Genomic DNA, 26,379 nt, shown 5'->3' with positions numbered 1-26,379 from the left:
AAATCACCGCAGTTTGGGATTCAACGCGTCGCGCAGCCAGTCGCCCAGCAGGTTGACCGACAAGGCAAGGGCCAGCAGTGTGCAGGCTGGGAAGAACAGAATCCACCATTCGCCTGAGAACAAGAAGCCCTGACCAATGCGGATCAGCGTGCCCAGCGAGGGCTGGGTCGGGGGCGCACCAACACCCAAGAAGCTCAGCGTCGCCTCGGCGATAATGGCCAGCGCCAGCGAGATGGTGGCGATGACCAGAACGGGGCTCAGGACATTTGGCAGGATGTGGCGGAACATGATCGGGAACGATCCCCGGCCAATCAGGCGCGCGGCTTGCACATATTCCTTGTTTTTCTCAACCAACGCAGCACCACGCACGACCCGTGCGAACTGCACCCAGTCCGACAGCGCAATCGCAATGATCAGAACATAGATTGCCATCTCATCACGGTATTCCGGCGGGGTTATCCCTTTGGCGATGCCGAAGATCAGCATTGCCACGAGAATGGCAGGAAAAGTCAACTGCACATCGGCGATCCGCATGATCAGCGTTTCGATCCAGCCACCAAAATAGGCCGCGACCAGTCCCAGGATCACTCCGATAATCAGTGCAAGAAGCACCGCCGATGCCCCGACGAACAGCGAAATACGCAAACCATAAAGGATGGTAGAAAACACATCGCGCCCCTGATCGTCGGTTCCCAACAGAAAGGTTTCTTGCGTGAAGGCATTCGGTGTGCCCGGCGGTGTGAAACCGTTCATCAGGTTCAGCGTTGCGGGGTTGAACGGGTTATAGGGCGCGATCAAGGGCGCGAAAATCGCAGCCAACACCAGAATGACCACAACCAGTGAGGCGATCACAGCAACCGGGGAATGCCGGAAGGACCATGCGAAATCACTGTCCCAAAACTTGGCCATGCGCGTTTTTGGTGCGGCTTTCGGAGTTTCCATCGTATCGCTCATGTGGCCCTCGCGTCGACACGCAGGCGCGGGTCAATGGCATAATATAGAAGATCGACTATCAGGTTGATCGTCACGAACATCACCGAAATCAGCATTAGATATGCCGCCATCACGGGAATATCGACAAACTGGATTGCGTTGATGAACAGCAGGCCCACGCCGGGCCACTGAAACACTGTCTCAGTGATGATGGCGAATGCGATGATCGAACCCAGCTGCAAACCCGTGATGGTAATCACCGGCACCAGTGTATTCTTCAGCGCGTGGCGGAAGTTGATGACGCGATCTGATAGCCCACGGGCGCGTGCGAAACGGACATAGTCGGCGCGCAGCACCTCAAGCATTTCGGATCGCACCAGCCGCATGATCAGCGTCATCTGATACAGGCCCAACGTAATCGCGGGCAAAATCAGCGCCTTGAGGCCCGAGGCCGTCAGAAACCCGGTTGACCAATGCCCAATCATAACGGTCTCGCCCCTCCCGAAGCTGGGCAGCAGGTCAAGCTCGACCGAGAAAATATAGATTAGCAAGATACCTATGAGGAATGTTGGTAACGATACCCCGATCAGGGAAACCGTCATGATCACATTCGCAGCAATCCCTTGTCGTCGGATCGCGGTAAAGACACCTAGCGCGATGCCCATTGTAATTGCCAGAAACCCGGACACAAATGCCAGTTCCAGCGTAGCCGGAGCACGCTCAAGCAGGATAGTCGAGACAGGTCGGCCCTGCCGGTAGGATACTCCGAAATTACCCTGAACAGCACCTTGCAGGAACTTGGCGTATTGCACCACAAAAGGCTGATCCAGCCCAAGTTCGGTGCGCAGGCGGTCGATGTCAGCCTGCGTACGCTCCTGTCCCAGCATGTTGTCAATCGGGTCGCCAACAAAGCGGAACATCGAGAATGCTACCAGCCCCACGACCAGAAGTACGATGATGGACTGGAACATCCTTCGGACGATAAATGCGAACATTGATTTTCCCCATTGGTGGGTCTGTCTATGCTTTAACCGACCGGGTGGTCAAGCTATCTCGGCCATGCGGAGTGGTCCAGTCGATTTTCGGGCCCAACGGCACGATGCCCAGCGGGTTGCGCAGCTCGGAAGGTGAAAAATAGCCCTTTTTGTAGATATCAAATTTCACCGTCTCGGCGACACCTGGCAGCGCATAGAGCTCTCGCGCATAGCCCCAGAGATTGGGATAGTCGATCAGACGGCGCAGATTGCATTTGAAGGCGTAATGGTACGCAACATCAAAACGAGCCAGTGTCGGGAATAGGCGCAGATCGGCCTCGGTCAGGGTGTCGCCGCAGAGATAGCGGTTTGTGACCAAATGCGCGTCGATCTCATCCATCGTGGCGAAGACATCTCGGAATCCCGCCTCATAAGCCTCCTGCGTGCGTGCAAAACCTGCGCGGTAGACCCCGTTGTTGAGGCGTGCATAGATTTTTTCATTCCACGCTTCGATTTGATCAAGCTTTTCTGGGGGTGCCAGATTTGGGCCATGGCTCGGCAGGGTGCCCAGCATCCGCACCAGATCAGCGGATTCGTTTGAGACTGCCTTGTCGTGAACCCGATCCCAAAGCAGCGGTACCGTGATCCGCCCGGTATAAGCGGGGGTCACGCGGGCATAGGCGTGATGCAAAGCGCTCGCGCCATAAACCGCGTCGGCGCCTTCCGCATAAACCCAACCATCTGCTGTGCGACGCGGTTCGGCATAGGCAACCGTGACGAGATCCTGCAGACCTTTGAGGGCAAGGACCAACAAAACGCGATGCGCCCAAGGGCAATTCCACGCCGCGTAAAGGTGAAACCGCTCTGGTTCCAGTGCCGTATCGGGTAAAGCGTTACGGATGGTCGAGGCTTGACGGCGAAACGCGCCGTCAAGCGTGCTATCGGGCGCCGGGTCTTCTGCATGATAGACACCGGCAATCATCAGGCCCATTGCTCAGTTCACCGTCACCCAGCGCAGAAGGAAGAAGTTGTCCGGGCGCTGTGTCAGCTCGACATTGCTGCGCGTGCCCCAGACCAGCGGTTGAACATACATCGGTACGTAGACCTGCTCGTCCTGATAAATCTGCGTCACCTCATCCAGCATGGCTTGCCGCTTGGTCTGATCCAGCTCGGATTGGATCATCGGTAACAGCTCATCGACCCGCGCATTCGAGAATCCGCCGAAGTTCCAGCTGCCCAGTTTTTTCTCTTCGTTTGGAGTGGCGACGAGGAAGCGGACCGGATGTTCAGCGTCAAACGTACCTGGGCTCCAGCCCAGAAGATACATGTCATAATTGTCCTCACGCAGCTCCGGCCAGTAGTTCCGCACAGGCATTGCATCCAACTCGGCCGTTATGCCGATTTGCGCAAGCATGCCGACAACTGCCTGACAGACGGCCTCATCATTCAGATAGCGGTCGTTCGGACATTTCAGGCCAAACGAGAATCCATCTGCATAGCCTGCTTCCGCAAGCAGGGCCTTCGCAGCTTCTACATCAAACGCTGGACGTTTCGCATTGGCGTCGGAAAATCCACTCATCGCCGGGCTGACGAGTTGTGAGGCGGGTTCAGCATTGCCTCGCATGATCGTGGCCAGAATGGCATCCACATTGACGGCTTGTGCAACTGCCTGACGCACACGTGCATCACGGAACGGATTTGGCTTGCCTGCATCGTCGGTGTATTTCAGGGCTTCGGCTTCGTGGTCGAAGCCCAGCATGATCACACGTGCTTCGATGCCCTGAATGACATCAACCTCTGCGTTCTGCTGCAGCCGAGCGACGTCCTGAATTGGTACAGGGTTGATCATGTCCACGTCACCCGAAAGCAAAGCTGCAACGGCAGTCGCCGGGTTCTGGATCGGATTAAATTCAGCACGGGTAATGTTGTGTTCGACATCTCCCCACCAGCCCTCAAATGGTTCCAGCACAGTTTTGAGGCCTGGCTCACGCTCGGTGACTTTAAATGCCCCTGTGCCATTGGCATTGATGGTTGCGTAGTTGCCGGTCTCTTTATCAGGCACCACAGCGTAGTTGGCTTCGGTCCAGCCCTGATCCATGATCATCCAGTTGGCTATCGAAGACGGGAACAGAGGGTTCGGTGCAGTCGTCATGATATCGACGGTGTAGTCATCGACCACAACGACATCGCTGACGGGGGCGAACCAACTGCGGGTATCTGCCGCTTCGCCTGATGCGCGTTGATAGCTGAACAGGACATCCTGTGCGTCAAAGCTGCTGCCATCGTGGAATGTTACGCCTTCACGCAGCTTAAACCGCCAACCTTCACCATCTCCAATCGGCTCCCAGCTGACGGCCAGTGCGGGCTCGACGCTCATGTCCTTGCCGCGGCGGACCAGACCTTCGTAGACGTTGTTCAGGAACCCAAGTACAGGGGCTGAGTTAACCGCATGGGGGTCCATCGTCTGCGGATCGGTGGTCGAGGCCCATTTGAAATCGGCGGCCTGTGCGGTGCTGCCAAGCAACATGGCCAGGCCGATGGCACTTTTTCTGAAGATCATAGCGAAAACTCCCTGTTATCGCTGAAACAATCCAGCTTTTTGGCCACCACGTAAAGACACTCTCGGTTTGAGATCACGGTCCCGTTACCTGCGGCGCAAACAAGAACAGGGCGCGAAAACGCGCCCTGATCAACATCCAAATGGATGATCTAGTTCATCTCGAAGTATTTGATCTTCGGTGAATCTTCCGGTTCAACGATGGTGCCAACACCCGATTTCATACCCCAGTTCAATACCTGGTGGTGGATCGGGATATACAGCTGCTCGTCCTGAACAACTTGCCAGATGTCTCCGATCTGCTGATCGCGCGCGGGTAGATCGGTTTCCGAGGCCAGGGCTACGATCTTGGCATCCAAATCAGGGTTGGAGTACCGCGTGCCATTCCAAGAGCCATACTTCTCACCCTTCGAATGCACCAAGAAGTTGAAGATGTATTCCGAGTCATATGTCGGAACACCCCAACCCAGCATGTAGAAGTCTGTCTCCAGATTGTTGATCAGCGGGAAGTGCTGGGCCTTCGGTTTGGCGTCCAGGTTCACGGTGACCCCGATCTGGGCCAGCATGCCAACCGCCGCCTGACAGATTGCCTCATCATTGATGTAGCGATCATTCGGGCAGTTCAGGGTCAGCGAGAATCCATCAGGATAGCCCGCTTCGGCCATCAACGCCTTGGCCCCTTCGATATCAGTTGACGAAGACGCGTCCATATCTGCGTCCCAACCATTCACAAACGGAGGTGAGATCATGCCTGCAGGAGCAGACTGGCCACGCATCACGACCTGTTTAATCGCATCACGATTGATCGCTTTCGACATCGCCTGACGAACTCGGACATCAGCCAGCGGATTTTTACCATCCACATTGTCCGAGGTCAGATCGGCGTCACCCATGTTCATACCAAAGAAGATCACCCGGTTCTGTGGTGCTGTCCGTACATCCAGCCCATCAGTTCCGGCGACACGCTCAAGATCCTGCACCGGCACGTCCTGAATGAAATCCACTTCACCCGACAACAAGGCGGCGACGCGTGTCGCGGCGTTCTGGATTGGGGTGTAGACGATCTCGGTCACTTGAAGCGGGAATTCATCCTTGCCCCAGTAGTTCTCGTTGGCAGTCAGTACGGTTTTCACGTCCGGTTCGCGGCTGACCAGCTTGTAAGGTCCGGTGCCATTGGCGTTCTTAGCTGCAAAGGTGTCCTCACCGCCTTCATAGTCCTGCACCTTGACGGCATTGTTTGCCTCAGCCCAATCCTTGTCCATCATGAACATGTTGGTCAGGTTGTTGGGCATGATCGGGTTTGGGCCATCAGTTTCGATTTCAACCGTGAACTTGTCGGGTGCACGCACCTCTTTCACCGAGGCAAGCAGTTCCTTGTAATCGGAATCCGGCGTCATGGCGCGGTTCAGCGAGAATACAACGTCATCGCTGTCAAACTCGGCCCCATCGTGAAACGTGACGCCTTCGCGCAGTTTAAATACCCAGACGTTTGGGTTGTCTTCGGACGGCGCCCATTCAGTTGCCAGAGAGGGTACTAGTGCACCGGAATGATCACGCATCACCAGAGTTTCCATGATCTGGTGCGCCATGGCCGAAGTTGGACCCTCGTTCTGCGCGTGCGGGTCCAACGTCAGTGCATCACCGGCACGCGCCCAACGCAGCGTTTCCGCCGAAGCACCCGCCGCGATCATCGCTGTTGCGCTGGCGGCAAGCATCAGAGTTTTGAATGACATAAGTCGTCTCCCCATTTTTTGTTGTGACCGCATTTTCATGCGGTTGGCCGAATTTGTCGGCCATCATGGATCAGCATCATCCAGATCATCGCCCGAGTTGCAACACCCGAATGTTAGCCCCCCGTTTTGTCCTCGGCTCTGCCGGGGATCAGGTGACTGGTATGCCGTGAGGAACACGCCGCCTAGTTGCCTTGTGCAGGGGCCGCAACCTAGCGTTTGTTGAAGGCGTCTCTGAGGGCGTCACCAAAAGCACCGTTCTGGGTGCTCTGGCCCCCATGTCCGCGCCGCTGTTCCCCCGGCTTGACTGGTCGCGCGGGTTTGCCCTTGCCACGAAGCGCATTGTCCTCACGGGCAGAAGCTCCACCATCCTTGCGCATGGTCAACCCAATGCGTTTACGAGGTACGTCGACGTCAACCACCCTGACTTTGACAACCTGCCCTGTCTTAACCACTTCATGCGGATCTTTTACGAACCGATCGGCCAGTTGGCTGACATGAACCAACCCGTCCTGATGCACACCGATGTCAACAAATGCGCCGAAGGCGGCCACATTGGTAACGGTACCTTCTAAAACCATGCCAGGTTTCAGGTCTGTGATCTCTTCAACACCATCGGTAAAGGATGCGGATTTGAAACTTGGCCGGGGGTCTCGGCCTGGCTTTTCAAGTTCGGTGAATATGTCTCGCACCGTGGGTAAACCGAAATTGTCGTTCACAAACTGTTCGGCGCGCAGGCCTTTCAAGGCACCGTCGTGCCCCATGATATGGCGAATATCGCGCCCGCAGGCCGCTACCACCCGACGGGCGACATCATAGGCTTCGGGGTGAACCGAAGACGCATCCAAAGGTTCTGATCCATCCCGGATACGCAAGAATCCTGCACATTGCTCGAAGGCACGCGGGCCAAGGCGGGCCACCTTCAACAAATCCTGACGAGACGCGAAGGCACCGTGGATATCCCGATGGCTTACGATCGCATCAGCCAAACCCGGGCCAAGACCTGAGACATGTGAGAGAAGCGGTGCCGATGCAGTGTTTAGGTTTACACCTACAGCGTTCACTACATCTTCGATCACCGATTCCAGCGATTGCGACAAACGGTGCTGATCGACATCATGCTGGTACTGACCAACGCCAATGCTTTTTGGCTCAATCTTGACCAGTTCGGCCAGCGGGTCTTGCAGGCGGCGTGCGATCGAAACCGCCCCACGCAGCGAAACGTCAAGATCAGGAAATTCACGCGCAGCAATTTCGGAGGCGGAGTAGACTGAAGCTCCGGCTTCGGACACAACGACCTTGGTGGGCGCTTTAACCGTGTTGGGCAGCAGCGACAGCGTGTCTACCACCAAACGTTCGGTCTCACGGCTGGCTGTGCCGTTGCCAATGGCAATAAGCTCGATCTTATGGGTGGCGATGAGGTTCAGGATCGCAGCCTGCGCACCTCGCAGGTCGTTCTTGGGCTGAAAAGGATAGAGTGTATCCGTTGCAACCGCCTTGCCGGTTGCATCCACTACGGCTGCCTTGACCCCAGTGCGTATGCCGGGATCCAACCCCAGCGTCGGGCGTGCACCTGCCGGAGCTGCAAACAACAGTTCTTTGAGGTTGCGCGAAAACACCTGGATTGCCTCGTCCTGCGCGCGGCTGCGCAGGTCAGCCATCAACTCGACCATCATCGACAGCGACAGCTTGACCCGCCATGTCCAGCCCGCGACTTTACGCAGCCACTTGTCACCGGGTGCATCGCTTCGTGTGTTCAGATGTGCCGCCACCATGGCCTCGGCCCGTGCAGTCCCCGCCTCGGGTTCCGGTGCAATATCGAGCGTTACGATACCTTCCTTTGAGGCACGCAACATTGCGAGCGCCCGATGCGATGGGGTCTTGGACCAAAGCTCCGTGTGATCGAAGTAATCACTGAACTTGGCACCCTCCTGTTCTTTTCCCTCGACAACTTTCGCACTCAGAAGCGCTTCGCATTGCATGAAGTTGCGCAGTTCTCCCAACAGTACAGCGTTCTCGGTCAGTCGTTCCGTGATGATGTCTCGTGCGCCATTCAGGGCGTCTCTGGCCGTGGGAATGACCTCATTCAGATACTTCTCGGCCAAGCTCTCTGGCTCCGCTAAACGGTCAGTCAGAATGGCATCGGCCAGCGGTTCCAAGCCATTCTCACGGGCAATCATCGCCTTGGTCCGACGCTTGGGCTTGTAGGGCAGATAAATGTCTTCCAGTTGCGCCTTGGTCTCGGCCCGGACAATCGATTTCACCAATTTATCCGTCAGTTTCCCCTGATCTTTGATCGAGGCCAGAATCGTCTCGCGTCGGGCCTCAAGCTCGCGCAGATAGGTTAGGCGGTCGGACAGTGTGCGCAGTTGTGTATCGTCCAAGCCACCCGTCACTTCCTTCCGATAGCGGGCGACAAAAGGCACGGTCGCACCTTCGTCCAACAATCGAACGGCGGCCCCAACTTGTTCCGGACGTGCGTTGATTTCGGTGGCGATAGTGCGGGCGATACGGTCCAAAGGGGCCTCCTGACTTACGGTTGGAAAACCGTCTTAGCCAGCTAAAGGTGCAAGGGAAAGAGACCTTGATCTGGGAAAAAACGTCTCTGCACAAAATCTGCACGACCGCTGCGCGGTGATCTGCACCCAAACGGGCCAAATAGGGCCAGCATAAACAAGGAGCAGTAATATGGGACAGTTCATCGTACGCGGTGTTCCTGCGTCGGTTTTACAGGATAGTTGGTGGCTTGACGCCCCTGACAAGAATCCGAGCAAAGAAGATGGCACAACGGGACCAAGTAATCGCGATGCCACCGTCGGATTGGTCATTCTGGTTGCACTAGCAGATGTATTGTTTTTCGAACATGTGCCCGGCATTTCTTTAGCGGCCTATGCGCTCGCGGTTGCCGGAGTTGTTTGGGTATTGCTGGACCGCCGTGCTGGTATGACGGGACCGGCGGTGCTTTTGGTCCTCAGCATATTGCCGGTCGTGGAATATGTTCAGGCCTTGTCCTTGGCCTTCTTTTTCGGCGGATCGACCGTTGCGTTATGTTGGGCCGTGTCAGGGCAATGTCAGGGGACATCGGTGCGCCGGTTTCTGTCCCAATATCCCTTGCTATCGATCAGACAAGGAATTGAAGCGGCTCAACACAGTCATTCTGTATCTAAGGACCAAAGGATAGCGCATCGCATTTTGCGTGAGTGGAGCTTCCCTGTTGGTGGGGCATTGGTTCTGACCTCTCTGATAATATCAGCCAATCCAGTCTTATCGGAATGGAGTGATCGGATATGGCATTTTGATCTGCGCTTCGATCGGCTGTTGTTTTGGTTCGGAGTCGCAATACTCATTTGGCCGGTCCTCGCGATTGTCCGACAACCAGAATTGCTATCCCCGCGGTTAGGACCCAAGCAGAGGCGTGGCTTTCCAGCGTTTGGCGTGAACGCACAGTCTGTTGCCAACGCACTGATCACATTCAACATGCTTCTGGCGATCCAAACCGGTATGGATGTCGTGTATCTGTGGGGTAGCGCGGAACTTCCCAAAGGGATGAGCTATGCGGAATATGCGCATCGCGGCGCATATCCGTTGCTGGCAACGGCCTTACTTGCAGGTGCGTTTGCGCTGGTTGCACGGCCTTTTTTGAACGAGCGGTCAGGGCTGACAAGATGGATGATGTTATGGCTTGCGCAGAACGTGCTGCTGGTGATCTCTTCCATGATGCGCTTGTCGCTATATGTGGAATCCTACGGGTTGACCTACCTACGGGTTCACGCTGCGATGTGGATGGTGCTTGTTGTGGTGGGATTGAGCCTGACCGGATGGCAAATTCTGAAAGGCAAATCGAACCGGTGGCTATTGGTCCGATCAACAGCTTTGGGGATTATCGTGCTCTATGCGTGCTGTTTTGTAAATTTCGCCGCATTGATTGCCCGCTGGAATATTGAGCATCCGGTTCGGTTTGATTTCTACTACGCATGCCAGCTCAATCAGATGGCTGCGGCCGAATTGATGAAAGACAGCCGACTGCGGGATTGCGCAACCCCTCCGGTCATCGACAATTGGAGGAATTGGGGCTTTCGCGCAGATCGAGTGATCCGTAATCTGAACGCGGAACCATTGCCGGAGAAGGTTGATGAAAATCCTCGTCGTGGATGATGATCCGCACTTGCGCGAGTTGGTTTCGATCACGCTCGAGCGGGCAGGCTATCAGACGGTCACAGCGCGCGACGGTCAGATGGCGCTGACCCATGCGATACGGGAATCGCCAGATCTGATCGTGCTGGACGTCGGCTTGCCCGAGCTTGACGGACTTGAGGTCTGTCGTCGCCTGCGGGCGCGTTCTGACGTACCGATCCTGTTCCTGACCGCACGCGATGATGAGATAGACCGAATTTTGGGTCTTGAACTGGGGGCCGACGACTACGTCACCAAACCTTTCAGCCCGCGCGAACTGGTTGCGCGGATCAAAGCCATCCTCAAACGCAGTACCGCAGAAGGCTCGACCACGATTCTTCGGCATGGCCCTGTAGAGTTGGATGTTCCCGGCCATTCGGTTTGGATTGATGGATCTATGCTCGCGTTGACCGCAACCGAGTTGTCAATCCTGCGCCGATTGATGCAAACACCCGAGGCTATAGTCTCGCGCCCTCAATTGATCGATGCTATCTATGGCGCAGGTAGCGCCGTAGCCGACCGCACACTGGACAGTCATCTAAGGAATCTTCGCCGCAAGCTTGGGGATCAAGGCTGGATCGGGGCCATCGAGACCGTGCACGGAATCGGGTTACGGATGGGCACATGGCCGGGTTAAGGCGCAAGTGGCGTCCTTCATTGGGATTTGTTCTTGGCGGAGGTCTCACGGGTACGCTCGTTTTGTCTCTGCTCGGTCTGATCGCTTTGCGCTACCTTGGACCTGAAATCGGGTTTCGCAGTGCTGCAGGTCTTCTGGCGGTCCTGATCGGCTGCGCGACCGGAGTGCTTGGGTATCTTATGGTCCGGCTATTACTCCGACCGATTTCGGCGCTCGCTTCTTATTCAAGCGCGGTGGAACAGGGTCAGCCCGCCGAGCCACCCGATCACTTTGGAACGCAGGAGCTGTCTCGCCTCGCCGGTTCAGTGCTGAGTATGGCAGATACTTTACAACGGCGCGAAGCTTCGATCCGTGTGTTCGCAGATCACGTCATACATGAGCTGAAAACCCCGGTTACAGCAATCCGCGCTGCAGGAGAGTTATTGACGGAGGCCGATGCACTTACAGATCAGGATCGCACATTGTTACACCAGATACTGGGCGCAAGCGATCAAATGCAAATGCAGCTTGCCGCCTTGAATCGTGTTGCCCAGGCAAGGGTGCCTGAACACCATGGAACATCCACGATCGCTGGACTTGCCCACAAAATGCGTACGTCATTTCCCGAACTGGATATCAGCGTTGAAGGGTGCGAGCGGACCCTTCCTCTTGCCTCTTCTGGCCTGTGGATTGTGTTGAACCAACTGTTAGACAATGCCCGCCGACACGGGGCAGGGCGGGTGGCCCTGACGGCGGAAGCCGAACGGTTGATAATTCAGGATGATGGACCTGGCATATCCGATTGGAACCGGGATCATATCTTCAATCCGTTCTTCACCACAGCCCGCGAACGGGGAGGGACCGGTATGGGATTGACTATCGTCGCTAATCTGATGAACGCGCATGGCGGGCATATTGCGCTGATCCCTTCCGATAGAGGTACGCAGTTTGAAATCCGTTTCCCGGATGAGTGAAAAATAGGCATCAGCAAAAGGTATTAAGGCCCGTGTCAATTTGCGCCTCTGTATTCGATTGATCCTAAGCCAATCCTCATTTATTGGAGGCCCTGTCAAATCAGAGTCACCCGTGGGGCCGTCGTGTCCCGTTACGGCTCGGTGCCAAAACTACAGCGGCACATACTCTTGGATCGCACGCCCCTGAAAGGCTTAAAAAAGGTAAGGGAATATGGCAGAAAAATCGAACTTCGACGTATTGTATACCATTGTAGACGAAGCGCCTGAACTGGCGAGCGCCTCGTTCCTGCCCATCATCCGCAAGTTTGCATCAGCCGCTGGTGTCAGCGTCGGCACCAAAGACATTTCGCTTGCCGGGCGTATTATCGCGACCTTCCCCGAGAACCTGACAGACGAACAACGCATCACTGATGACCTAGCTGCATTGGGCGAGTTGGTGAAAACTCCAGATGCAAATGTGATCAAACTGCCGAACATCTCGGCCTCGGTACCGCAATTGGTGGCTGCCATCGAAGAGCTGCAGTCGCAGGGCTACAACATTCCAAACTATCCTGAAGAGCCTTCGACAGATGAAGAAAAGGCAATCCGCGCGCGGTATGACGCCATCAAAGGATCAGCTGTGAACCCTGTGCTACGGGAAGGCAACAGCGACCGCCGTGCTGCACGTGCCGTAAAGAATTATGCTCAGAAAAACCCGCATTCGATGGGGGAATGGAGCGCTGACAGCAAGACCAAAGTTTCGTCGATGTCAGGCAACGACTTTTACGCCAACGAGAAATCGGCAACTATCACGGCAACCCAGGCTGGCGATGCAAAGATTGAATTCGTCGGTAAAGACGGCGGGGTAACAGTTCTGAAAGACGGATGGCCGCTGGCTGAAGGTACCGTGGCGGATGCAACTTTTATGTCGGTCAAGGCTCTGTCCTCCTTCCTTGCAGATGCCATCGAAGACACCAAGAAAGACGGCACCATGTTCTCGCTGCACATGAAGGCGACAATGATGAAGGTCAGTGACCCAATCATCTTTGGTTATGCTGTCAAAGCCTGGCTGGCGCCAGTATTCGAGAAATTCGGCGCAGAATTGGATGCGTTAGGCGTAAATCCGAACTCAGGGCTCGGTGATCTGCTTGAACGGGTTCAGGGCAACGCAGAAATCGTCGCCGCAATCGACGCGATCAAAGGAGATCGCCCCTCGATGTACATGGTGGACTCTGATCGCGGCATCACCAACCTGCACGTCCCGTCAGATGTGATCATTGACGCATCGATGCCCGCCGTGATCCGCGCAGGCGGCAAAGGTTGGGACGAAACGGGTGCAAAGGGCGATACCAACTGCGTGATCCCTGACCGTTGCTATGCACCGGTGTATGATGAGGCGATCAACTTTTTTAAAACCTATGGTGCGCTGAATCCAGCCACCGCTGGCGCCGTCGCCAACGTTGGATTGATGGCGCAAAAGGCCGAGGAATACGGATCGCACCCGACGACGTTCGAAGCGCCTGCTGACGGAACCATCCGTATCGTGCTGGCCAATGGCGAAACGCTGCATGAGCATGCCGTTGAAAAGGGTGACATCTGGCGCGCCTGTACCGTCAAGAAAGCTCCGATCGAGAACTGGATCCAACTGGCGATGGACCGTCAGCGCCTGACTGGTTCCGAGGCGATCTTCTGGCTAGATGCCATCCGTGCCCATGACGCCGAGCTGATCAAATATGTCAAACCCGCGCTTGAGGCTGCGGGTGTGGCGGACAAATTCCTCATCATGGCCCCGCGCGAAGCGACCCGCCAGTCGCTGGAGACCATCACGGCAGGCAAGGACAGCATCGCCATCACCGGTAATGTGTTGCGGGACTACCTGACCGATCTGTTTCCGATCCTCGAACTGGGCACATCGGCCAAAATGCTGTCGATTGTTAAATTGATGAATGGCGGTGGTTTGTTTGAGACCGGCGCGGGCGGTTCGGCTCCGAAGCACGTGCAGCAGTTGGTTGAAGAAAACCACTTGCGCTGGGACTCCATGGGTGAGTTCTGTGCACTCGGAGAGTCTCTGAACTTCCTGGCAGACAGTAAGGGCAACACCAAAGCAGGCGTGTTGGGTGCGGCTGCCGAAGCGGCGACACAGGGTATTCTGGACAACAACAAGTCGCCCAGTCGTAAGGTTGGTCAACCGGACAACCGCGATAGCCACTATTGGTTCGCCCGCTACTGGGCCGATGCTCTGGCTGCGCAATCCGATGATGCTGATCTTGCCGCCGAGTTTGGACCGCTTGCAAAAGAGCTGGCATACAAGGAAGAACAGATTCTGGCAGAGCTGGCAGCGGCCCAAGGCGCTCCTGCGGATTTGGGTGGCTATTATCACACCGATCCCGCCAAAGCGGCAGCCGTGATGCGGCCAAGTGCGACGTTGAACGCGCTTATTGACTAAGCGCGGTTCAGGTACCGATGCCCAAAAAATCTACCGGCCCCATTGTGGGCCGGTTTTTTGTTTCCAGAATAAGAAAAGGGCCGACCCCCATAGCCAGCCCTTTTCTGAGTGAGTGGTGGGGCTATCGCCTCACCGGTGCAGTTGAGTTAATCCTACGCTTATTACTCGCACTGAATATTGGGGGATTCCCGTAGGAAGCTGCTTTTTATTAGCAAAAAGTGTTTTTTGTTAGCATTATGTCTGCGTTTTAAGCCCAATACACTGTTTTCGAGCCGTGATTCTTCGCCTTGTGGTTCTTGCGCTCTACTACTCTCTTTCGTCAGTAATGACCTGATAAAAAAAGGCCGGTCAGAAGACCGGCCCAAAAATGGTCGTATCGACCGAGGGATTAGTTGGATGCCGCGTTAAGCTTTTCGTTCTGTTCGCGCAGCGTGTCCGAGATAATCGCATACCATTCGCCGGATTCACGCATCTCAATCAGACCCTTGTTCATCATCGCTATGTATTCGCGTGCGAACGGGTTGGTGCGATGTGCGAGGAAGCTCATCGACGACAGAGTGGATACATACGGGTTTTCAACGATGTCAGCCGAAGTCAAACCCATGTCTTTCATTGTCGATGCGAACAGGTCGACCTCGAACGCGGCCACATCTGCGGTTCCGGTCAATACCGCATCAAGGCAATCTCGGGCCGAATTGGGCTGAACAACCGTTGTATTCTCGCGGTTCAGACCTTGTTCTTCCAGTACAACCATGCTCCAGCCTGCCATACGGCAAATGGTTGATCCCTCAAGGTCTGAGAAATCCGTTGCCTTTGCGTACTCGCTTTCAGGCAAAGTGAAGAAGCCGCCGACGATGTCATACACCGGAACAGAAGCGACAAATTGGGTGCAGCGGGCTTCGGTCTCTGCAGACCACTCATAAGAGCGGTTGGTACAATCCGGTACAGTCCACGCGATCGAAATATCAAACGCACCCAATGGCAACAGTGTGTCCAGATGCGAACTCCAGTCATCTACAAAGCTGACCGAGAAGTCGCGGCTGTTGCCTGCACGCTGGAGGCTTGTTGTAGCTAGTCGGGTCATGATGCCGCCGCCGCTCAGGTCTTCTGTTGTGAACGGTTCCCAACCGTTGCCTGCGACCATCTTGATCGGCGGTGCATAGACGTTCGAGCGTTTGACACTCGCTGCACGCTTTTCTTCAGCAGCAATCAGTTCTTGCGCGCTCTGGCCGTTTGGCAGGCTGCCATCCTCACAGGGCAAAGCCAGAACCAAGCCATTTTCAAGCGAACCTGGATTGGTGATCGCGTTGCGGTTCGCGTTGAATATCGGCTGATAGTTCGAGGTGCCATAGGCGGCGATGGCAATGGTTGCCAGTGTGTCACCATCCTGAACGGTATAGTTAGAGCAGGCCTCTTGTGCGGCAGCTGCGCCTGCGCTCAGGGCGGTGAGGGCTGTTGCCGACAGTACTGCTTTCTTCAGTTTCTTGTTAAACATGTCCACTTCCTCCAGACTTTTGTTTTGTCAGGCCTTCGGGGGCCTTAGCCATTTTCCATTTGATAGCGCAGTGCGGTTGATACGATGTCGCGCCACTCGCCAGATTGCTGCATGATCGCCAGACCCTGGTTGAGCGTCTCAAGGACGGCTTCCCCATCTGGATTATCTTTGTGGGTCATGACGTTAAGCGACTTGATTGCCGCCAGATTGGGGTTTTCGATGATCTGATGCTCATAGCCGAGCCGTCCAATTGCCTCGACCGCCAAGTGGGCTTCGATTGCGACAATATCGGCGGTGCCATCCATGACTGCATGGAAACAATCATCCGGCGATACTGGCCGCATCAGGGTGATTGCCGGCTCATAGAGACCGACCGCATCCATATGTGACAGCGACCAGCCTTCTGGCCGACAGATCGTGGCGCCAGCGAAATCCGAATAGGTCAAAGTCTGTTCGTAACCCGACCCGCCCTTCGCAAAGAAGGTATCTACAACTTCGTAGAATGGGTTCGAGAAGTTATAGGTTTCGCACCGAGTACGGTCCTTTTCAGACAGACCATCCGCTGCGTCGCAATTTGGACGCGACCAAGGGAATGTGGCATCAAAGGCGAGGGTTGGCATCAGAAGATCGAGATGCGAAGACCAGTCATTCACGAACTGAATTTTATACGGCTGTTCGGGCGCGGCTCGCAGCATCGCTGTTTCCACGAGGTTTGTATAAAGCCCACGATTTGGTAAAGCCTCGTCCGTGAACGGAGCATAGTTGCCACCTGTGATCATCAAGATCTGACGGTCACGAACTTCCGGGCGCTCGCCACCTTTTGCGTCTCGGATCAGCGCTGCACCTTCGGCACGAGCGGCTTCGATTTCTTCCAAAGCTGCCGCTTTTGCAGCAACTACCGCATCTTCGCTTGCTTTTTGCGCTTCTGCCTCAGCAGCAGCCACGCGTGCCTCTGCCGCGGCAATGGCTTTTTCGGCACGCTCTTCCGCTGCTTTGACTAATTCCGCCGCCATTTCCGCCGCTATACGACCAGCCTCGGTATCAGGAACCAGAGCTTCACGCCCCAAATCCTCCAGACAAGGAAATGTCAAAATATCTCCAACACGAATGATATTTGGGTTCGAGCCAATTACATCGCGGTTTGCATCGTATATTGACCGATAGTCTTCGGTCGCATACACCGCGATCGCCAGCTCCCGTAGGCTATCGCCGCGTTGGATCTCGTAGGTTGAACACGCCTCTTGCGCTGAAGCCGTCCCTGTTGCGGCTGCTAGAGCGAGGCCGGATATGATAAGATGGTTTCTCATTTTTTCCTGTTTCTCTGCCTAGTTCATGTCTGTGCCGGTTTAACCACGGCGATTGAAATGTTGTCCTGATCCGGGTCTGCTTTGGCCTTTAGCGCCTGAAGAAGCGCGTCGGCGATATCGCGGGCCGGAGATTGATTATGAGTGCGCAGCAAAATCTCGATCTCGGTGTTATCGAGATACTGCAGTCCATCACTGCCAAGGATCAGAATATCTGCCGGCACCAGGTCCAAAGGCTGTTCCGGGCAATCAACCTTCGGGATTGCAGCGCCCATGATGACCGAGGTCAGCTGGTTGCGATCCGGATGCATCTGCGCCTCTTTTGCGCTGAGCAGACCCTGCGCGATCTGCGCATCGATCATCGGGGCCATCGAGTGGTCCTCGTTGATCTGTGACAGGGTATCATCGCGAAACAGATACAAGGGGCTATCGCCGATCGAAATCCAAAAGATCCGCTGCTCCAACATCAGCATGCCCAGAAGGGTAGAGCCCAAGTTGACCTTGTTCTCTTCGCCATGGCTGGCGATTGCGGCGTTAGCCTGCATTGCGGCCATCGGCAGAGCGTCGAGCAGTGCGCTCTGAACAAGGTCAGGCTCATCCATCTGGGCATCCATCGCGTCGCGCCAGGCAGAAATGATCAGCTGCGAGGCAACTTCACCCGCATCATGGCCACCCATACCATCGGCAACGACGACATATCCTGCATCCGCCGTATCAGAGACCCGTGCGGCAATCGCGTCTTCCTGCGAGTCGCGCTGACCCTGGTCCAGGATCAGGGCAATATCATATGCAGGGGTCGCCAGCATTAATCGGCATCCCGCCAGTCAAAGCCATCATCGCAGAAGGCCATGAAACGGATCGATGTCTCGCTGATGCGGATCGAGTCTCCGTTTGACAGGGCAATGGTGCTCAGCACGGGTTTGCCATTCAGACGGACCAGATTGGCCTTGCCGCCATGACCCAGATAACATTTCCGATCCTCAGGATCATAGGCGATAACAGCATGGTTGCTGCGCGAGATTCCGGTATCTCCGAAATCCAACTGAATAGCTTGATCATCGTTCCGGCCAATCTGCATCAACCCTTCGGTCAATGTGATTGCGGCACCTCGGCCCGGACCGGCGGTTACAACCAACCATCCGACAGGGAAAGTTTGTTGCACGGCCTCGGCTTTTGCGACAGGTTCGGCTGTTTCCATCAAGTCCTGAACATGCGTGTCTGCCCGTTCAAAGCCCAGGAAAGTGGTCTTTACGCGCGAACGCCGGTCTGCTGAAGGCGCGGCTGGCGCTTCAGGTTCAGTCACTTCTACAACCGAGACCGCCTCCGGTTCGGGTGCGGGCTCAGGCTCCGCAATTGCTTCTATCTCAGCTTGGGCTTCAAAGGCTTCCTCAGGCTCCGCAGTCGCTATTTCCGCGACGGCGGCGAGTGTCTTATCGTCCTCGGCTTCATCCTCAGTGCTGAGATGAAGCGTCACAATTTGCTCGTCTTCGTCTTCAGCTTCCTGCAAGTCAGACGCTTCTTCTTCCACAATTTCTTCAACGATCTGATCTTCTTCGAACTCCGGCATAGGCTCCTCCGGAATTAATTCGTCAGATTCTTCATAGTTGTCTGAACTCACGTTGCCACCAGCCAGTGCAGCGCGCAGTGCGTTGAAGTCGGCAATTGGCTCAGGCTTTTCATCCTGTACCACGTCTGCTTCCACCGCTTCATCTTCTTTCGGTTTGCCGGCACCCTCGAGAAGCCGGCTAAGAGGGCTTTTGTATTTAAACATGGTGACGACACCTTCTTTGTTTTCTGTTGCGGGGATCAGCCCGCAGGATGGCTACTAACCGCTGCCTAAAAGGGCAGAGGCACTATTGAATAAGAAACAGGGAAACTCTTACTTCGCGACGGTCCGGTTCCCGACGGGGCGACGATGGAGATGCCGCCCCCAGTTCACACACTGGCGATTTTCACATAAACCGGTTCAATTACTCCTGCGTTAGCTGCATAACCGCAGTGCCTTCTCCGCCATTACGCAGTATGATCAAGCGCGCCTGGGGCTGATTGTCGGAAGCAAGAACAGCGAGAATGTCATCAAGGCTTTCTGGCTGGTCGAGTGCCGTACCTGTCTGCGCTTCACGCAGAACAACATCACCTTTTTGCAAGCCCCCCACGCTGTTTTCCGGGGCAGAGGCAACAACGGTTTGCCACCCCGCGTCACCTGTATGATGGGCTTTAAAAGTGTATCCGTTCTGCAATCCAAACATACGATGGGCAGGCAGTGCCAAAAGCCCGTTTTGTGCACGCGTCTGACCCAGTTCACGATAACGCGCCGCAACACGGATATACCCGTCCGGATCGACCGAGAAATTATCCAGAACCTGTGAAACCAGAGTTGCATCCGGGCGGATCGGCTCGCTGTTGAGCCTAAAGATCGTGGTTCCACGCTTCACCCAGTCGCCGATGACAGCCGTGTTCAGGTTCGCGTCGACATCATTGATCGCAATGACACTGCCTGTCGCACTGCGACGTTTGGAGATGTCAAAGGGCACTTCAATATCCCAATGCCCAAAGGCCACTTGATTTTCCGCCAGAGTCACCGGTTCTGAAGTGGTCTCATCGTTTAGCGCTGTCTGTACCGCTGCATCTTCGGCTTCATCTGAGGGAGCGGTTTCCGCATCAACTGCAGCGGGCACCTCTGATGCCACTTGTGTTTGCTCGACAGGATCTTCCTGTTTGGTTTCTGTTTCGACAACCGGTTCTGCCTGTGCATCTTCTGGGTCTGCCGCTACGACCTCAGGCTCTGTGACCGAGACAGTTTCAACCTGTTGCGGTTCGGTCTGGGAAACTGCGGCCTGCTCGATCGGCTCCGGCGTTGCCTCGATTGAGTCGGGTGTTACCTGAGTTGCCTCATGTGTCGGCTGATCACTTGACAACATGAAGTACCCACCGGCTGCCAACGCCGCCGCGACGACAACGGCACCTGCGATTACCTTGCCACTGCCACCTGAACCGCTTTTGATAACGGTATCTACTGCTGCGACGGCTTCGTCTTTGGGTGCAAATTTTGCGAGATCGTCTTCGGATTTTTCCTCATTGCCGAGCGCCAGATCAGAATTCCCTGCAAGCAAGGCAGTCACAACAGCTTCGGCATTCTCGCTTTCCGCTTTGATCCGTTCTTTTTCGGCCTGCTCGTCTTTACGATCCATGCCTACAATGACTGAGACCGGGCGGTAGGCGAAACTGTCGAACATCACCCCGGGACCACGGAACATGCGCAACCAGTCTAACGCGGTTTGCAAGCGGTCAGGGGTGTGAACCTCCATCGCCTTATCAATCGCCTCAAGGAATCCATCGGGATAGCCTTTGAAACGTCCGGCTAGCGGGATGTATGGGTCGTCTTGTCCGTTGTTGAATGCGTTCAGACGTGTCTGACCATCAATCGGTCGCTCGCCACCAATCGCGTGATACAGGGTTGCAGCAAGCACATAAAGATCACTGCTGGGCCCTTGTTCCGCCCCACGCACGTAAAATTCGTGTGGTGAATACCCATCCTTGATCACGCGCAACGTCAATAGGGCCGCCGATTTGTTTGCCGCCTGTTCGCGCGCTGCACCAAAGTCGATCAGGACCGGCTCGCCGTTTTCGTCAATCAGGATATTGTCCGGCGATATGTCGCGATGCAACATGCCGCTTTGGTGAATGAACGACACCGCAGAAAGCATCTTTTCGGTGACCTGAACTATGAAATCAGGCCCGCTTTTGTTGTCAGGATTTTCGACATAGTCCAACAAATCGCAGCCACGGATCAGGTCCATAGCAATATAGGCGGTGTTGTTGTCTTCAAACACCTGATGCACGTCGACAATGTTTGGGTGGACTAGCCGCGCGTGGTTGCGCGCTTCCTGAATAAACAGATCGATAATGGCGCGGAGGTCATCCTTTTGGTCGGGATTGGCGGCTTCGACCAGATCACCATTCCGCTGACAAAGTGCGCCAGGATAGCATTCCTTGATGACAACATCGCGATCCAGACTATCGCGTGCGAGATAGGTTATACCAAATCCACCGTTGCTTAAAAAACGGAGAATTTCATACTGACCGCGCAGCAGCTTCGCGCCTGGCTGCAATCCTTCGATCTGAGGTTCGTCGTGCGTTGTGCCGACAGCCTGGTTGTGGCTCATTTCTTCCCGCCCATTCTACTCGTTTTTTGCGGCTTAGATAACCAGGGCTTTAGCCCGCGAACTCACAACCAAACACAACCGCAGGACACTTTAGACGGTTAGACGTTTCAAATTTGACTTTATTTGGGCCACCTGATGGCTTCACTAAGGATCAAAAATTCAGAAATCGCACATATAGTAGCGCCTAACGCTCTGCATACAATATAGTGTATTCCTAAGGTGAGCTAATCGGATTCTATATCTTCAAAAACCGCGCTTGGTCCACGAAATCGAAACAATAGCGCGGTGATTCCGATCCTTTCGAATCGCTGCGTTGCGGCTCAATTATTGCGGGAAAAACCTACGTTCCGGTTTTCGGAGGGGCAGACGCGACCGAGCTGCCGGCCCATGCAAGGTTGTCGCTAAGCTGTGCAAGGATGCTGATCGCGTCTTTGAGAGGTGCATCGCCACTCTCGAATTGTAGTAGCAACAGCAGGTCGGTTGCCTTTTCGAACTCAGCCGGAATCCAATCAGCCTCGGGGTCGATTTCGGATCCGGATTCCAACCTCTCGGCAAAATCCTCAACAATTTCCTGACAACTTTGCAGAAAGGCCGCAGGCTCGATATCCGAGCTTTCACGCAGGTCGTTGTAGATACTGGCGATGGCTGCAAGCCAATCTTCGAGAATTGGATTATCCAGAGGGGGCAGGGCGGTTTCTAAGCTTGATTGGACCGCAATGCCATCAGCCTTAGCGTCACGTTCTTCTTCAACCCCTATGAGTTCTTCCAGATAAGGCAGAAATTCTTCGACCAAGTCCTTCTGAGCTGCTTCAAGATCATGGCGTCGATGGTCAGTCGCAACGCTTAACACCTGTTCGGCCAAATTTTGGCCACCACAGGTCTCCCAAAGATCAAAGTCAGGCTCGGGTTCCTGCTCCATTGCACGCACGGCAACCGGCGTGCCAATGGGCACAACCGCACGGAACAGATCACCTTTTTCTTTATTCAGTCGGGCAACAACCCGATCCAGAGAATCCCGAACCGGAGGCAAGTCGGCGTGGGTTACGGCCAACAAGCTGTTATCGCGCAGCTTCTGTGGCACCTGCGCCCACAAATGCCGTTCAGTTTCGCGCCAGGCGTTGGTTCCGTTGGTACACCAAATGGCGCAGTCCACATACTCCAGCAATCCCAGTGTCTGCTTGTATGTATCATCCAAAGCACCGGCACCGGGCAGGTCGAATAGCGAGATCTCTTGTAGGGCAGGGGTGTTCAACCCGACCGAGATGAAATCAGGTTCGTCAGCTGCGGCTTTTTCCAGCGCAATCCCTGAGTAGACCTTGGGTTCTTTGTCCCACCAACCAACGGTGGTTTCAGGTGTATCAGCGTAAGCGACGATAACCAGCGGCAGTTTCAGATGCTGCGGCCCGGTGGGCAGAATGTCAGCACCTGCAAGCATATTGGCAAGGCTGGACTTCCCGGCGCCAAATTCCCCGGCAAAACCGATGGACACCGCGTTCGAAAGCCGCTCGGCATGAGCCAAAGCGCGGGAACGCATATCGTCCAGCTCAACCGACGAAGGGGCGCTTCCAGTAGCAGTCAGGAAACGCTCTAACTGGCGAACTTCCTTCTCGGTTCCGGGGAATTCAATCATTCTGCGGCCTCTGCCTGTCGAGTGTCCACGGGTGCGGTTCCATGTACCGCACCCAGTTCATCGCTGATGCGGCGGGCCTGGTCAACCGCACGTTGAGCGTCGGCACGAGCATTTGTATCGTCGGTTCCGGCGCGATGTTCCAGATGTCCGGCAAGTAGTGCCAAATAGTGATCCAGCACCGTTTGCATGCGTTCGATCAGATCGATTCTGGCGGTATCCACCAGATCGTCACCAATCATCTCGAATTCCTGTACGATCATTCTTTCCGCCCGGTTCAGAACGCTGCGGCGCGAAATCAGTCGCGATAGCCATGTCACACGCAGTTCGACCGTAATACCCCGCGTCAATGCACTGGTGTCTGGTCTGAACCAACGCACCGCGCTTGTATTCATGCGATTGTCCACCGGCTCCTGCCAACCAGGCAGGGCACGCAGGGCAGCATTGCTTTGCATGTCGATCGCATAGAGCTCACTAAGCATGCGTTGACGCACCACCTGAGTCGCGCCTTGAACAAGCTCTCGCATCCGCTCGCGCAGTGGTGTGAAATTCAACTCGGTATCACCGTCTTTGGTCAACAGAGGGGATTGGCCATCGGGACCACGTACGACAATCGAAACAGCCTCAGCAACCGTATCGTCCATTACGCCACGCAGATTGGCCAGCACGTCATCCATATCGTTGGTGATCGCCTGGGATTTCTCTGCAATTAACGCGCGCAGATCTGTAAGTGTCTTGTTATTTTCTTCAACATCTGCCGTATCAGGCCCGTCCTGCTCTTCAATCGCACGGAGCCTCGCGTTGCTGCGCTCAAGCTCACCCTGGGCAAAACTGTTGAGGTGCTGCCAAGCCATATTGAGTTGTTCCTGACGTGGGCCTTCCGTCAGAGCTTTGGTCACATGGCGGCGCAGATCGGGCAGGCCCGACGCGATCATTGCGGCAAAACGCAATACGCCTTCGCGGCTGATAGGGCCGGGGCCTTGCTTAATCTCTTCGACGCCATCCAGGTATTGCTTCATCTGCTCAGGATGAGCCCGAAGCCAAGCGAGTATCTGATCGTGGTCAATGCCGGTTTCATCACCGGTCAGAGCGTAATGCGCCCATTGGGCGCTGCCCATCAGGACATCGATATCAGAATTACCTAAAGCATTCTCAAGCCCGTCCAACACATCAGCGCGCACCTTCGTGGCATCCTCAGCACCGCCACCCAATTCATCAACACGGTTGATGAAAACCACAATCTGACCAAGCTCTAGCGCTTGCATCAGACGGAACAATTTCAGATCCGCACGCGACAACGCCTGATGCGCCGAAAGCACCACCACAAAGAAATCTGATTCCTTGAGGTATTGGCGCGAAATTTCCTCGCGGATTAGCAGCGGGTCGTTGACACCAGGTGTATCGGTAACGGTTACCGGATACGGAAAATGACCGATGTCAAAATAGACCTCGGCCTTGCGGGTGATATCGCTATAAAGACCTCGGTCCGAACCGGGGTCATGTTCCCCTTCATCCGTTGGGTCATCTCCAGCACAAACATATCGTGCCAAATCGTCTGATGTTAGTTCATCTAGATCGTGATGCTGGCCCAACAAGTGTTTGTAGCTGTCACCAAGACGCAGCTTGGCGCGGGTTTTCATGGCCTCAACCTGCTCTTCGATCATCTCGCGTTTATAGCTGTCTTCCTCGTCCGGGAACATATTGCGCAGCTCTTCGCCTTCAGCGATCAGAGCTTGCCATTGGCGATTGTCGAAGAAGTGAAACTCGGCACCCGATTTCCTGCCGGATGGATGGCCGAAATGCATGTCGGTGATCACAGTTGTCCAAGGGTTCACGTCTGAGGGTAGATATTCCGCCTGCCCGGTGAAACCATTGATCAAGCGAGACTTGCCAGCCTTGATCTGGCCTACGAAAGCGATCGAAGGCTTGAGGTTCGACAGATCGTCAACAATGCGTGAGATGAAATGACGTGTTTCGTCATTGCTCATCCCATTCATGTCTTCTGCGATGCGAATAAGCTCGCGGCGGTTTAACTCACTCATAAGATTTACCCTGGTAACTCGTATTTATCATCTAGCTTTGCAAAATGGACACTATTTGGCAGGAACGCGGTCATTCGACGGCGTTTTTCAAAGATTTCCACAGTTTGACAGCAGCGCCCAGCTTACGGGTGTCATGAAACGCGGCTGCAACGTCCTCATCATCGCGCAGGATCGCAAGGCCAACACCTTGACCCCCGGATGGTCGCATTACGATCAATTGCGGCTCTGACAGTATGTTAGATACATCTGCTTGCCAGCCGAGGAGATCTTTGGTGAAACGCGCCAAAAGGTTTTCGTCTGGATGCGCAGGCTGCCCTTCGGAACAAAGCCCATCAAATTTGACCTCATCGCTAATCAAAAAGCGTCCCAAAGCAAAGCGTTCAGAACCTTCATAGAATGCATCAGTGATCCCCGATGGGCTCTGTTGATCCGTTTCTACTACAGGTTCAGGGGTGGCATCCGGAACAATCGTCATACGCCGCTCATCCGGTAGAACAATATTTCCGCAAGCCGCCTCTACCTCAGAAAATGTTATGCCCACATCATCCGCTTCAAGCGCCGAATCCGGTCTGAGCGAAATCAACTCTAAAGGGCCGGGGGCGATCGCGATGTCAGAAACCAGTTGGGCCAGTCGGCCCGTCAAGTTTTCACGGGCATCGGTTTCAAAATCGGGTAAAGGCCCCGAAACACAGCGAAAGACATCGGTGATCCGAGAGCTGTTCACTTCAACCGCCAGCATTCCTCCGTCGGCCGCCTTGAACTCTAGCCTCCTTGGCAGGATCGTGCCGCGAATAGCGTTCAGTACCTCACCTCGTCTTGCCTGCGCAGTTTCGCCCGACAGATATACTGCGGGAGATAAACGCGCGACCGAAGATTGCCCGATTTCTTCGAGCAATTCGAGTATTTCGCCATCCATCATACCGTGAACCCCCTCTGGTTCCGTCTATACCGCAGCAGCCACCGAGCTGAGGCTGAGATGTGATTTTGTAAGCGCAAGCCCGGTATTCGCGCTGTCGCGACAAATATAGCAGACAACGTGATCCGGGTATTTCGGCGTTCTCAGAAAGATATGTATACGATCATTGGCGAACACCGCGATTTCCCCAAATCCGGGGTGTTCCGTTTCATCTATCTGTGCCGTGCGCAACAATTCCTCAAAGCCTTTTGTGCCCCGGCTTTGAAACAGGTTAGCAACTGAAAGCGCCAGATTTTCTAAAGCATCTGAACTCTCTCGGTCTGCAGCATCAATGCCCAATAGCATCCCTGTTTCCATATCAACATACCCGGCTGCAACGCAGTCGGGTATGGTCTCGATGGCCGAGGCTAAGGCGGATTCTATCGACATTCAGATATCCACCTCAAA

The 26,379-nt window shown here is 55.0% G+C and carries 19 protein-coding genes; 4 read left to right on the top strand and 15 right to left on the bottom strand.

Going from position 1 to position 26,379, the window contains the following annotated elements; all coding sequences use genetic code 11:
* Positions 1 to 3: 3 nt before the first annotated feature.
* The 6 genes from G7G_RS0111030 to G7G_RS0111005 all read right to left on the bottom strand — a co-directional run bounded on the left by G7G_RS0111030 (position 4) and on the right by G7G_RS0111005 (position 8,713).
* A complete protein-coding gene (locus G7G_RS0111030; protein ID WP_010441430.1) occupies positions 4 to 954 on the bottom strand; it encodes an ABC transporter permease in 951 nt (316 codons plus the stop codon).
* Entirely contained in the window at positions 951 to 1,928 is a 978-nt protein-coding gene (locus G7G_RS0111025; protein WP_010441429.1) for an ABC transporter permease, read from the bottom strand. The genes G7G_RS0111030 and G7G_RS0111025 overlap by 4 nt, the downstream gene beginning before the upstream one ends.
* A 25-nt stretch (positions 1,929 to 1,953) precedes the next feature.
* On the bottom strand, positions 1,954 to 2,898 hold the full coding sequence (locus tag G7G_RS0111020) for a glutathione S-transferase family protein (protein ID WP_010441427.1): 945 nt from the start codon (positions 2,896 to 2,898) through the stop codon (positions 1,954 to 1,956).
* Between the two features lie 3 nt (positions 2,899 to 2,901).
* Complete coding sequence (locus G7G_RS0111015) at positions 2,902 to 4,467, bottom strand: ABC transporter substrate-binding protein (RefSeq protein ID WP_010441425.1); 1,566 nt, start codon at positions 4,465 to 4,467, stop codon at positions 2,902 to 2,904.
* Between the two features lie 149 nt (positions 4,468 to 4,616).
* The gene (locus tag G7G_RS0111010; RefSeq protein WP_010441423.1) at positions 4,617 to 6,197 is read right to left on the bottom strand and encodes an ABC transporter substrate-binding protein; all 1,581 of its coding nucleotides are present in this window, start codon (positions 6,195 to 6,197) and stop codon (positions 4,617 to 4,619) included.
* A 209-nt stretch (positions 6,198 to 6,406) separates the two neighbouring features.
* Entirely contained in the window at positions 6,407 to 8,713 is a 2,307-nt protein-coding gene (locus G7G_RS0111005) for a Tex family protein (protein ID WP_010441422.1), read from the bottom strand.
* Positions 8,714 to 8,882: 169 nt separating this feature from the next.
* Here G7G_RS0111005 and G7G_RS22945 point away from each other — a divergent pair, with 169 nt between their 5' ends.
* The 4 genes from G7G_RS22945 (at position 8,883) to G7G_RS0110985 (ending at position 14,382) form a co-directional block, all read left to right on the top strand.
* The gene (locus G7G_RS22945; protein WP_010441421.1) at positions 8,883 to 10,349 is read left to right on the top strand and encodes a DUF4153 domain-containing protein; all 1,467 of its coding nucleotides are present in this window, start codon (positions 8,883 to 8,885) and stop codon (positions 10,347 to 10,349) included.
* On the top strand, positions 10,327 to 11,004 hold the full coding sequence (locus tag G7G_RS0110995; RefSeq protein ID WP_010441420.1) for a response regulator transcription factor: 678 nt from the start codon (positions 10,327 to 10,329) through the stop codon (positions 11,002 to 11,004). The genes G7G_RS22945 and G7G_RS0110995 overlap by 23 nt, the downstream gene beginning before the upstream one ends.
* Positions 10,992 to 11,957 (top strand): sensor histidine kinase, encoded by a 966-nt coding sequence (locus G7G_RS0110990; protein WP_010441417.1) that lies wholly within the window; start codon positions 10,992 to 10,994, stop codon positions 11,955 to 11,957. The genes G7G_RS0110995 and G7G_RS0110990 overlap by 13 nt, the downstream gene beginning before the upstream one ends.
* A gap of 211 nt (positions 11,958 to 12,168) precedes the next feature.
* Positions 12,169 to 14,382 carry an NADP-dependent isocitrate dehydrogenase gene (locus G7G_RS0110985; RefSeq protein WP_010441415.1) on the top strand — a complete coding sequence of 738 codons (2,214 nt, stop codon included), beginning with the start codon at positions 12,169 to 12,171 and terminating at the stop codon, positions 14,380 to 14,382.
* 388 nt (positions 14,383 to 14,770) lie between these two features.
* On the opposite strand, the gene G7G_RS0110975 is transcribed toward G7G_RS0110985, so the two are convergent.
* The 9 genes from G7G_RS0110975 to G7G_RS0110935 all read right to left on the bottom strand — a co-directional run bounded on the left by G7G_RS0110975 (position 14,771) and on the right by G7G_RS0110935 (position 26,361).
* On the bottom strand, positions 14,771 to 15,877 hold the full coding sequence (locus G7G_RS0110975; RefSeq protein WP_010441413.1) for a transporter substrate-binding domain-containing protein: 1,107 nt from the start codon (positions 15,875 to 15,877) through the stop codon (positions 14,771 to 14,773).
* Between the two features lie 44 nt (positions 15,878 to 15,921).
* Positions 15,922 to 17,184: a transporter substrate-binding domain-containing protein gene (locus G7G_RS0110970; RefSeq protein ID WP_010441411.1), complete on the bottom strand. Its 1,263-nt coding sequence runs from the start codon at positions 17,182 to 17,184 to the stop codon at positions 15,922 to 15,924.
* A gap of 23 nt (positions 17,185 to 17,207) precedes the next feature.
* Positions 17,208 to 17,987 carry a PP2C family protein-serine/threonine phosphatase gene (locus tag G7G_RS0110965; protein ID WP_010441409.1) on the bottom strand — a complete coding sequence of 260 codons (780 nt, stop codon included), beginning with the start codon at positions 17,985 to 17,987 and terminating at the stop codon, positions 17,208 to 17,210.
* Entirely contained in the window at positions 17,987 to 18,952 is a 966-nt protein-coding gene (locus G7G_RS0110960; RefSeq protein WP_010441407.1) for an FHA domain-containing protein, read from the bottom strand. The genes G7G_RS0110965 and G7G_RS0110960 overlap by 1 nt, the downstream gene beginning before the upstream one ends.
* Positions 18,953 to 19,151: 199 nt before the next feature.
* Entirely contained in the window at positions 19,152 to 21,347 is a 2,196-nt protein-coding gene (locus tag G7G_RS0110955; RefSeq protein WP_010441405.1) for a serine/threonine protein kinase, read from the bottom strand.
* 340 nt (positions 21,348 to 21,687) lie between these two features.
* A complete protein-coding gene (locus G7G_RS0110950) occupies positions 21,688 to 22,977 on the bottom strand; it encodes a dynamin family protein (protein ID WP_010441403.1) in 1,290 nt (429 codons plus the stop codon).
* Complete coding sequence (locus G7G_RS0110945) at positions 22,974 to 25,016, bottom strand: dynamin family protein (protein ID WP_010441401.1); 2,043 nt, start codon at positions 25,014 to 25,016, stop codon at positions 22,974 to 22,976. Before G7G_RS0110945 ends, G7G_RS0110950 begins: the two co-directional genes overlap by 4 nt.
* Before the next feature lie 70 nt (positions 25,017 to 25,086).
* Positions 25,087 to 25,935, bottom strand: a complete 849-nt coding sequence (locus tag G7G_RS0110940; RefSeq protein ID WP_010441397.1) for a hypothetical protein — start codon at positions 25,933 to 25,935, stop codon at positions 25,087 to 25,089.
* 24 nt (positions 25,936 to 25,959) lie between these two features.
* Positions 25,960 to 26,361, bottom strand: coding sequence for a hypothetical protein (locus G7G_RS0110935; RefSeq protein ID WP_010441394.1), 402 nt, complete (start codon positions 26,359 to 26,361; stop codon positions 25,960 to 25,962).
* Positions 26,362 to 26,379 lie beyond the last annotated feature (18 nt).

It is taken from the genome of Ruegeria conchae (assembly GCF_000192475.1).
In the GTDB taxonomy this organism is placed as follows: Bacteria; Pseudomonadota; Alphaproteobacteria; order Rhodobacterales; family Rhodobacteraceae; genus Ruegeria; species Ruegeria conchae.
This window is presented reverse-complemented; position numbering and strand designations above follow the sequence as displayed.

Coding starts and splice junctions, on each gene's coding strand:
- G7G_RS0111030 (WP_010441430.1), bottom strand. CDS start 954: ATGAGCGATACGATGGAAACTCCGAAAGCCGCACCAAAAACGCGCATG.
- G7G_RS0111025 (WP_010441429.1), bottom strand. CDS start 1,928: ATGTTCGCATTTATCGTCCGAAGGATGTTCCAGTCCATCATCGTACTT.
- G7G_RS0111020 (WP_010441427.1), bottom strand. CDS start 2,898: ATGGGCCTGATGATTGCCGGTGTCTATCATGCAGAAGACCCGGCGCCC.
- G7G_RS0111015 (WP_010441425.1), bottom strand. CDS start 4,467: ATGATCTTCAGAAAAAGTGCCATCGGCCTGGCCATGTTGCTTGGCAGC.
- G7G_RS0111010 (WP_010441423.1), bottom strand. CDS start 6,197: ATGTCATTCAAAACTCTGATGCTTGCCGCCAGCGCAACAGCGATGATC.
- G7G_RS22945 (WP_010441421.1), top strand. CDS start 8,883: ATGGGACAGTTCATCGTACGCGGTGTTCCTGCGTCGGTTTTACAGGAT.
- G7G_RS0110995 (WP_010441420.1), top strand. CDS start 10,327: ATGAAAATCCTCGTCGTGGATGATGATCCGCACTTGCGCGAGTTGGTT.
- G7G_RS0110990 (WP_010441417.1), top strand. CDS start 10,992: ATGGCCGGGTTAAGGCGCAAGTGGCGTCCTTCATTGGGATTTGTTCTT.
- G7G_RS0110985 (WP_010441415.1), top strand. CDS start 12,169: ATGGCAGAAAAATCGAACTTCGACGTATTGTATACCATTGTAGACGAA.
- G7G_RS0110975 (WP_010441413.1), bottom strand. CDS start 15,877: ATGTTTAACAAGAAACTGAAGAAAGCAGTACTGTCGGCAACAGCCCTC.
- G7G_RS0110970 (WP_010441411.1), bottom strand. CDS start 17,184: ATGAGAAACCATCTTATCATATCCGGCCTCGCTCTAGCAGCCGCAACA.
- G7G_RS0110965 (WP_010441409.1), bottom strand. CDS start 17,987: ATGCTGGCGACCCCTGCATATGATATTGCCCTGATCCTGGACCAGGGT.
- G7G_RS0110960 (WP_010441407.1), bottom strand. CDS start 18,952: ATGTTTAAATACAAAAGCCCTCTTAGCCGGCTTCTCGAGGGTGCCGGC.
- G7G_RS0110955 (WP_010441405.1), bottom strand. CDS start 21,347: ATGAGCCACAACCAGGCTGTCGGCACAACGCACGACGAACCTCAGATC.
- G7G_RS0110950 (WP_010441403.1), bottom strand. CDS start 22,977: ATGATTGAATTCCCCGGAACCGAGAAGGAAGTTCGCCAGTTAGAGCGT.
- G7G_RS0110945 (WP_010441401.1), bottom strand. CDS start 25,016: ATGAGTGAGTTAAACCGCCGCGAGCTTATTCGCATCGCAGAAGACATG.
- G7G_RS0110940 (WP_010441397.1), bottom strand. CDS start 25,935: ATGATGGATGGCGAAATACTCGAATTGCTCGAAGAAATCGGGCAATCT.
- G7G_RS0110935 (WP_010441394.1), bottom strand. CDS start 26,361: ATGTCGATAGAATCCGCCTTAGCCTCGGCCATCGAGACCATACCCGAC.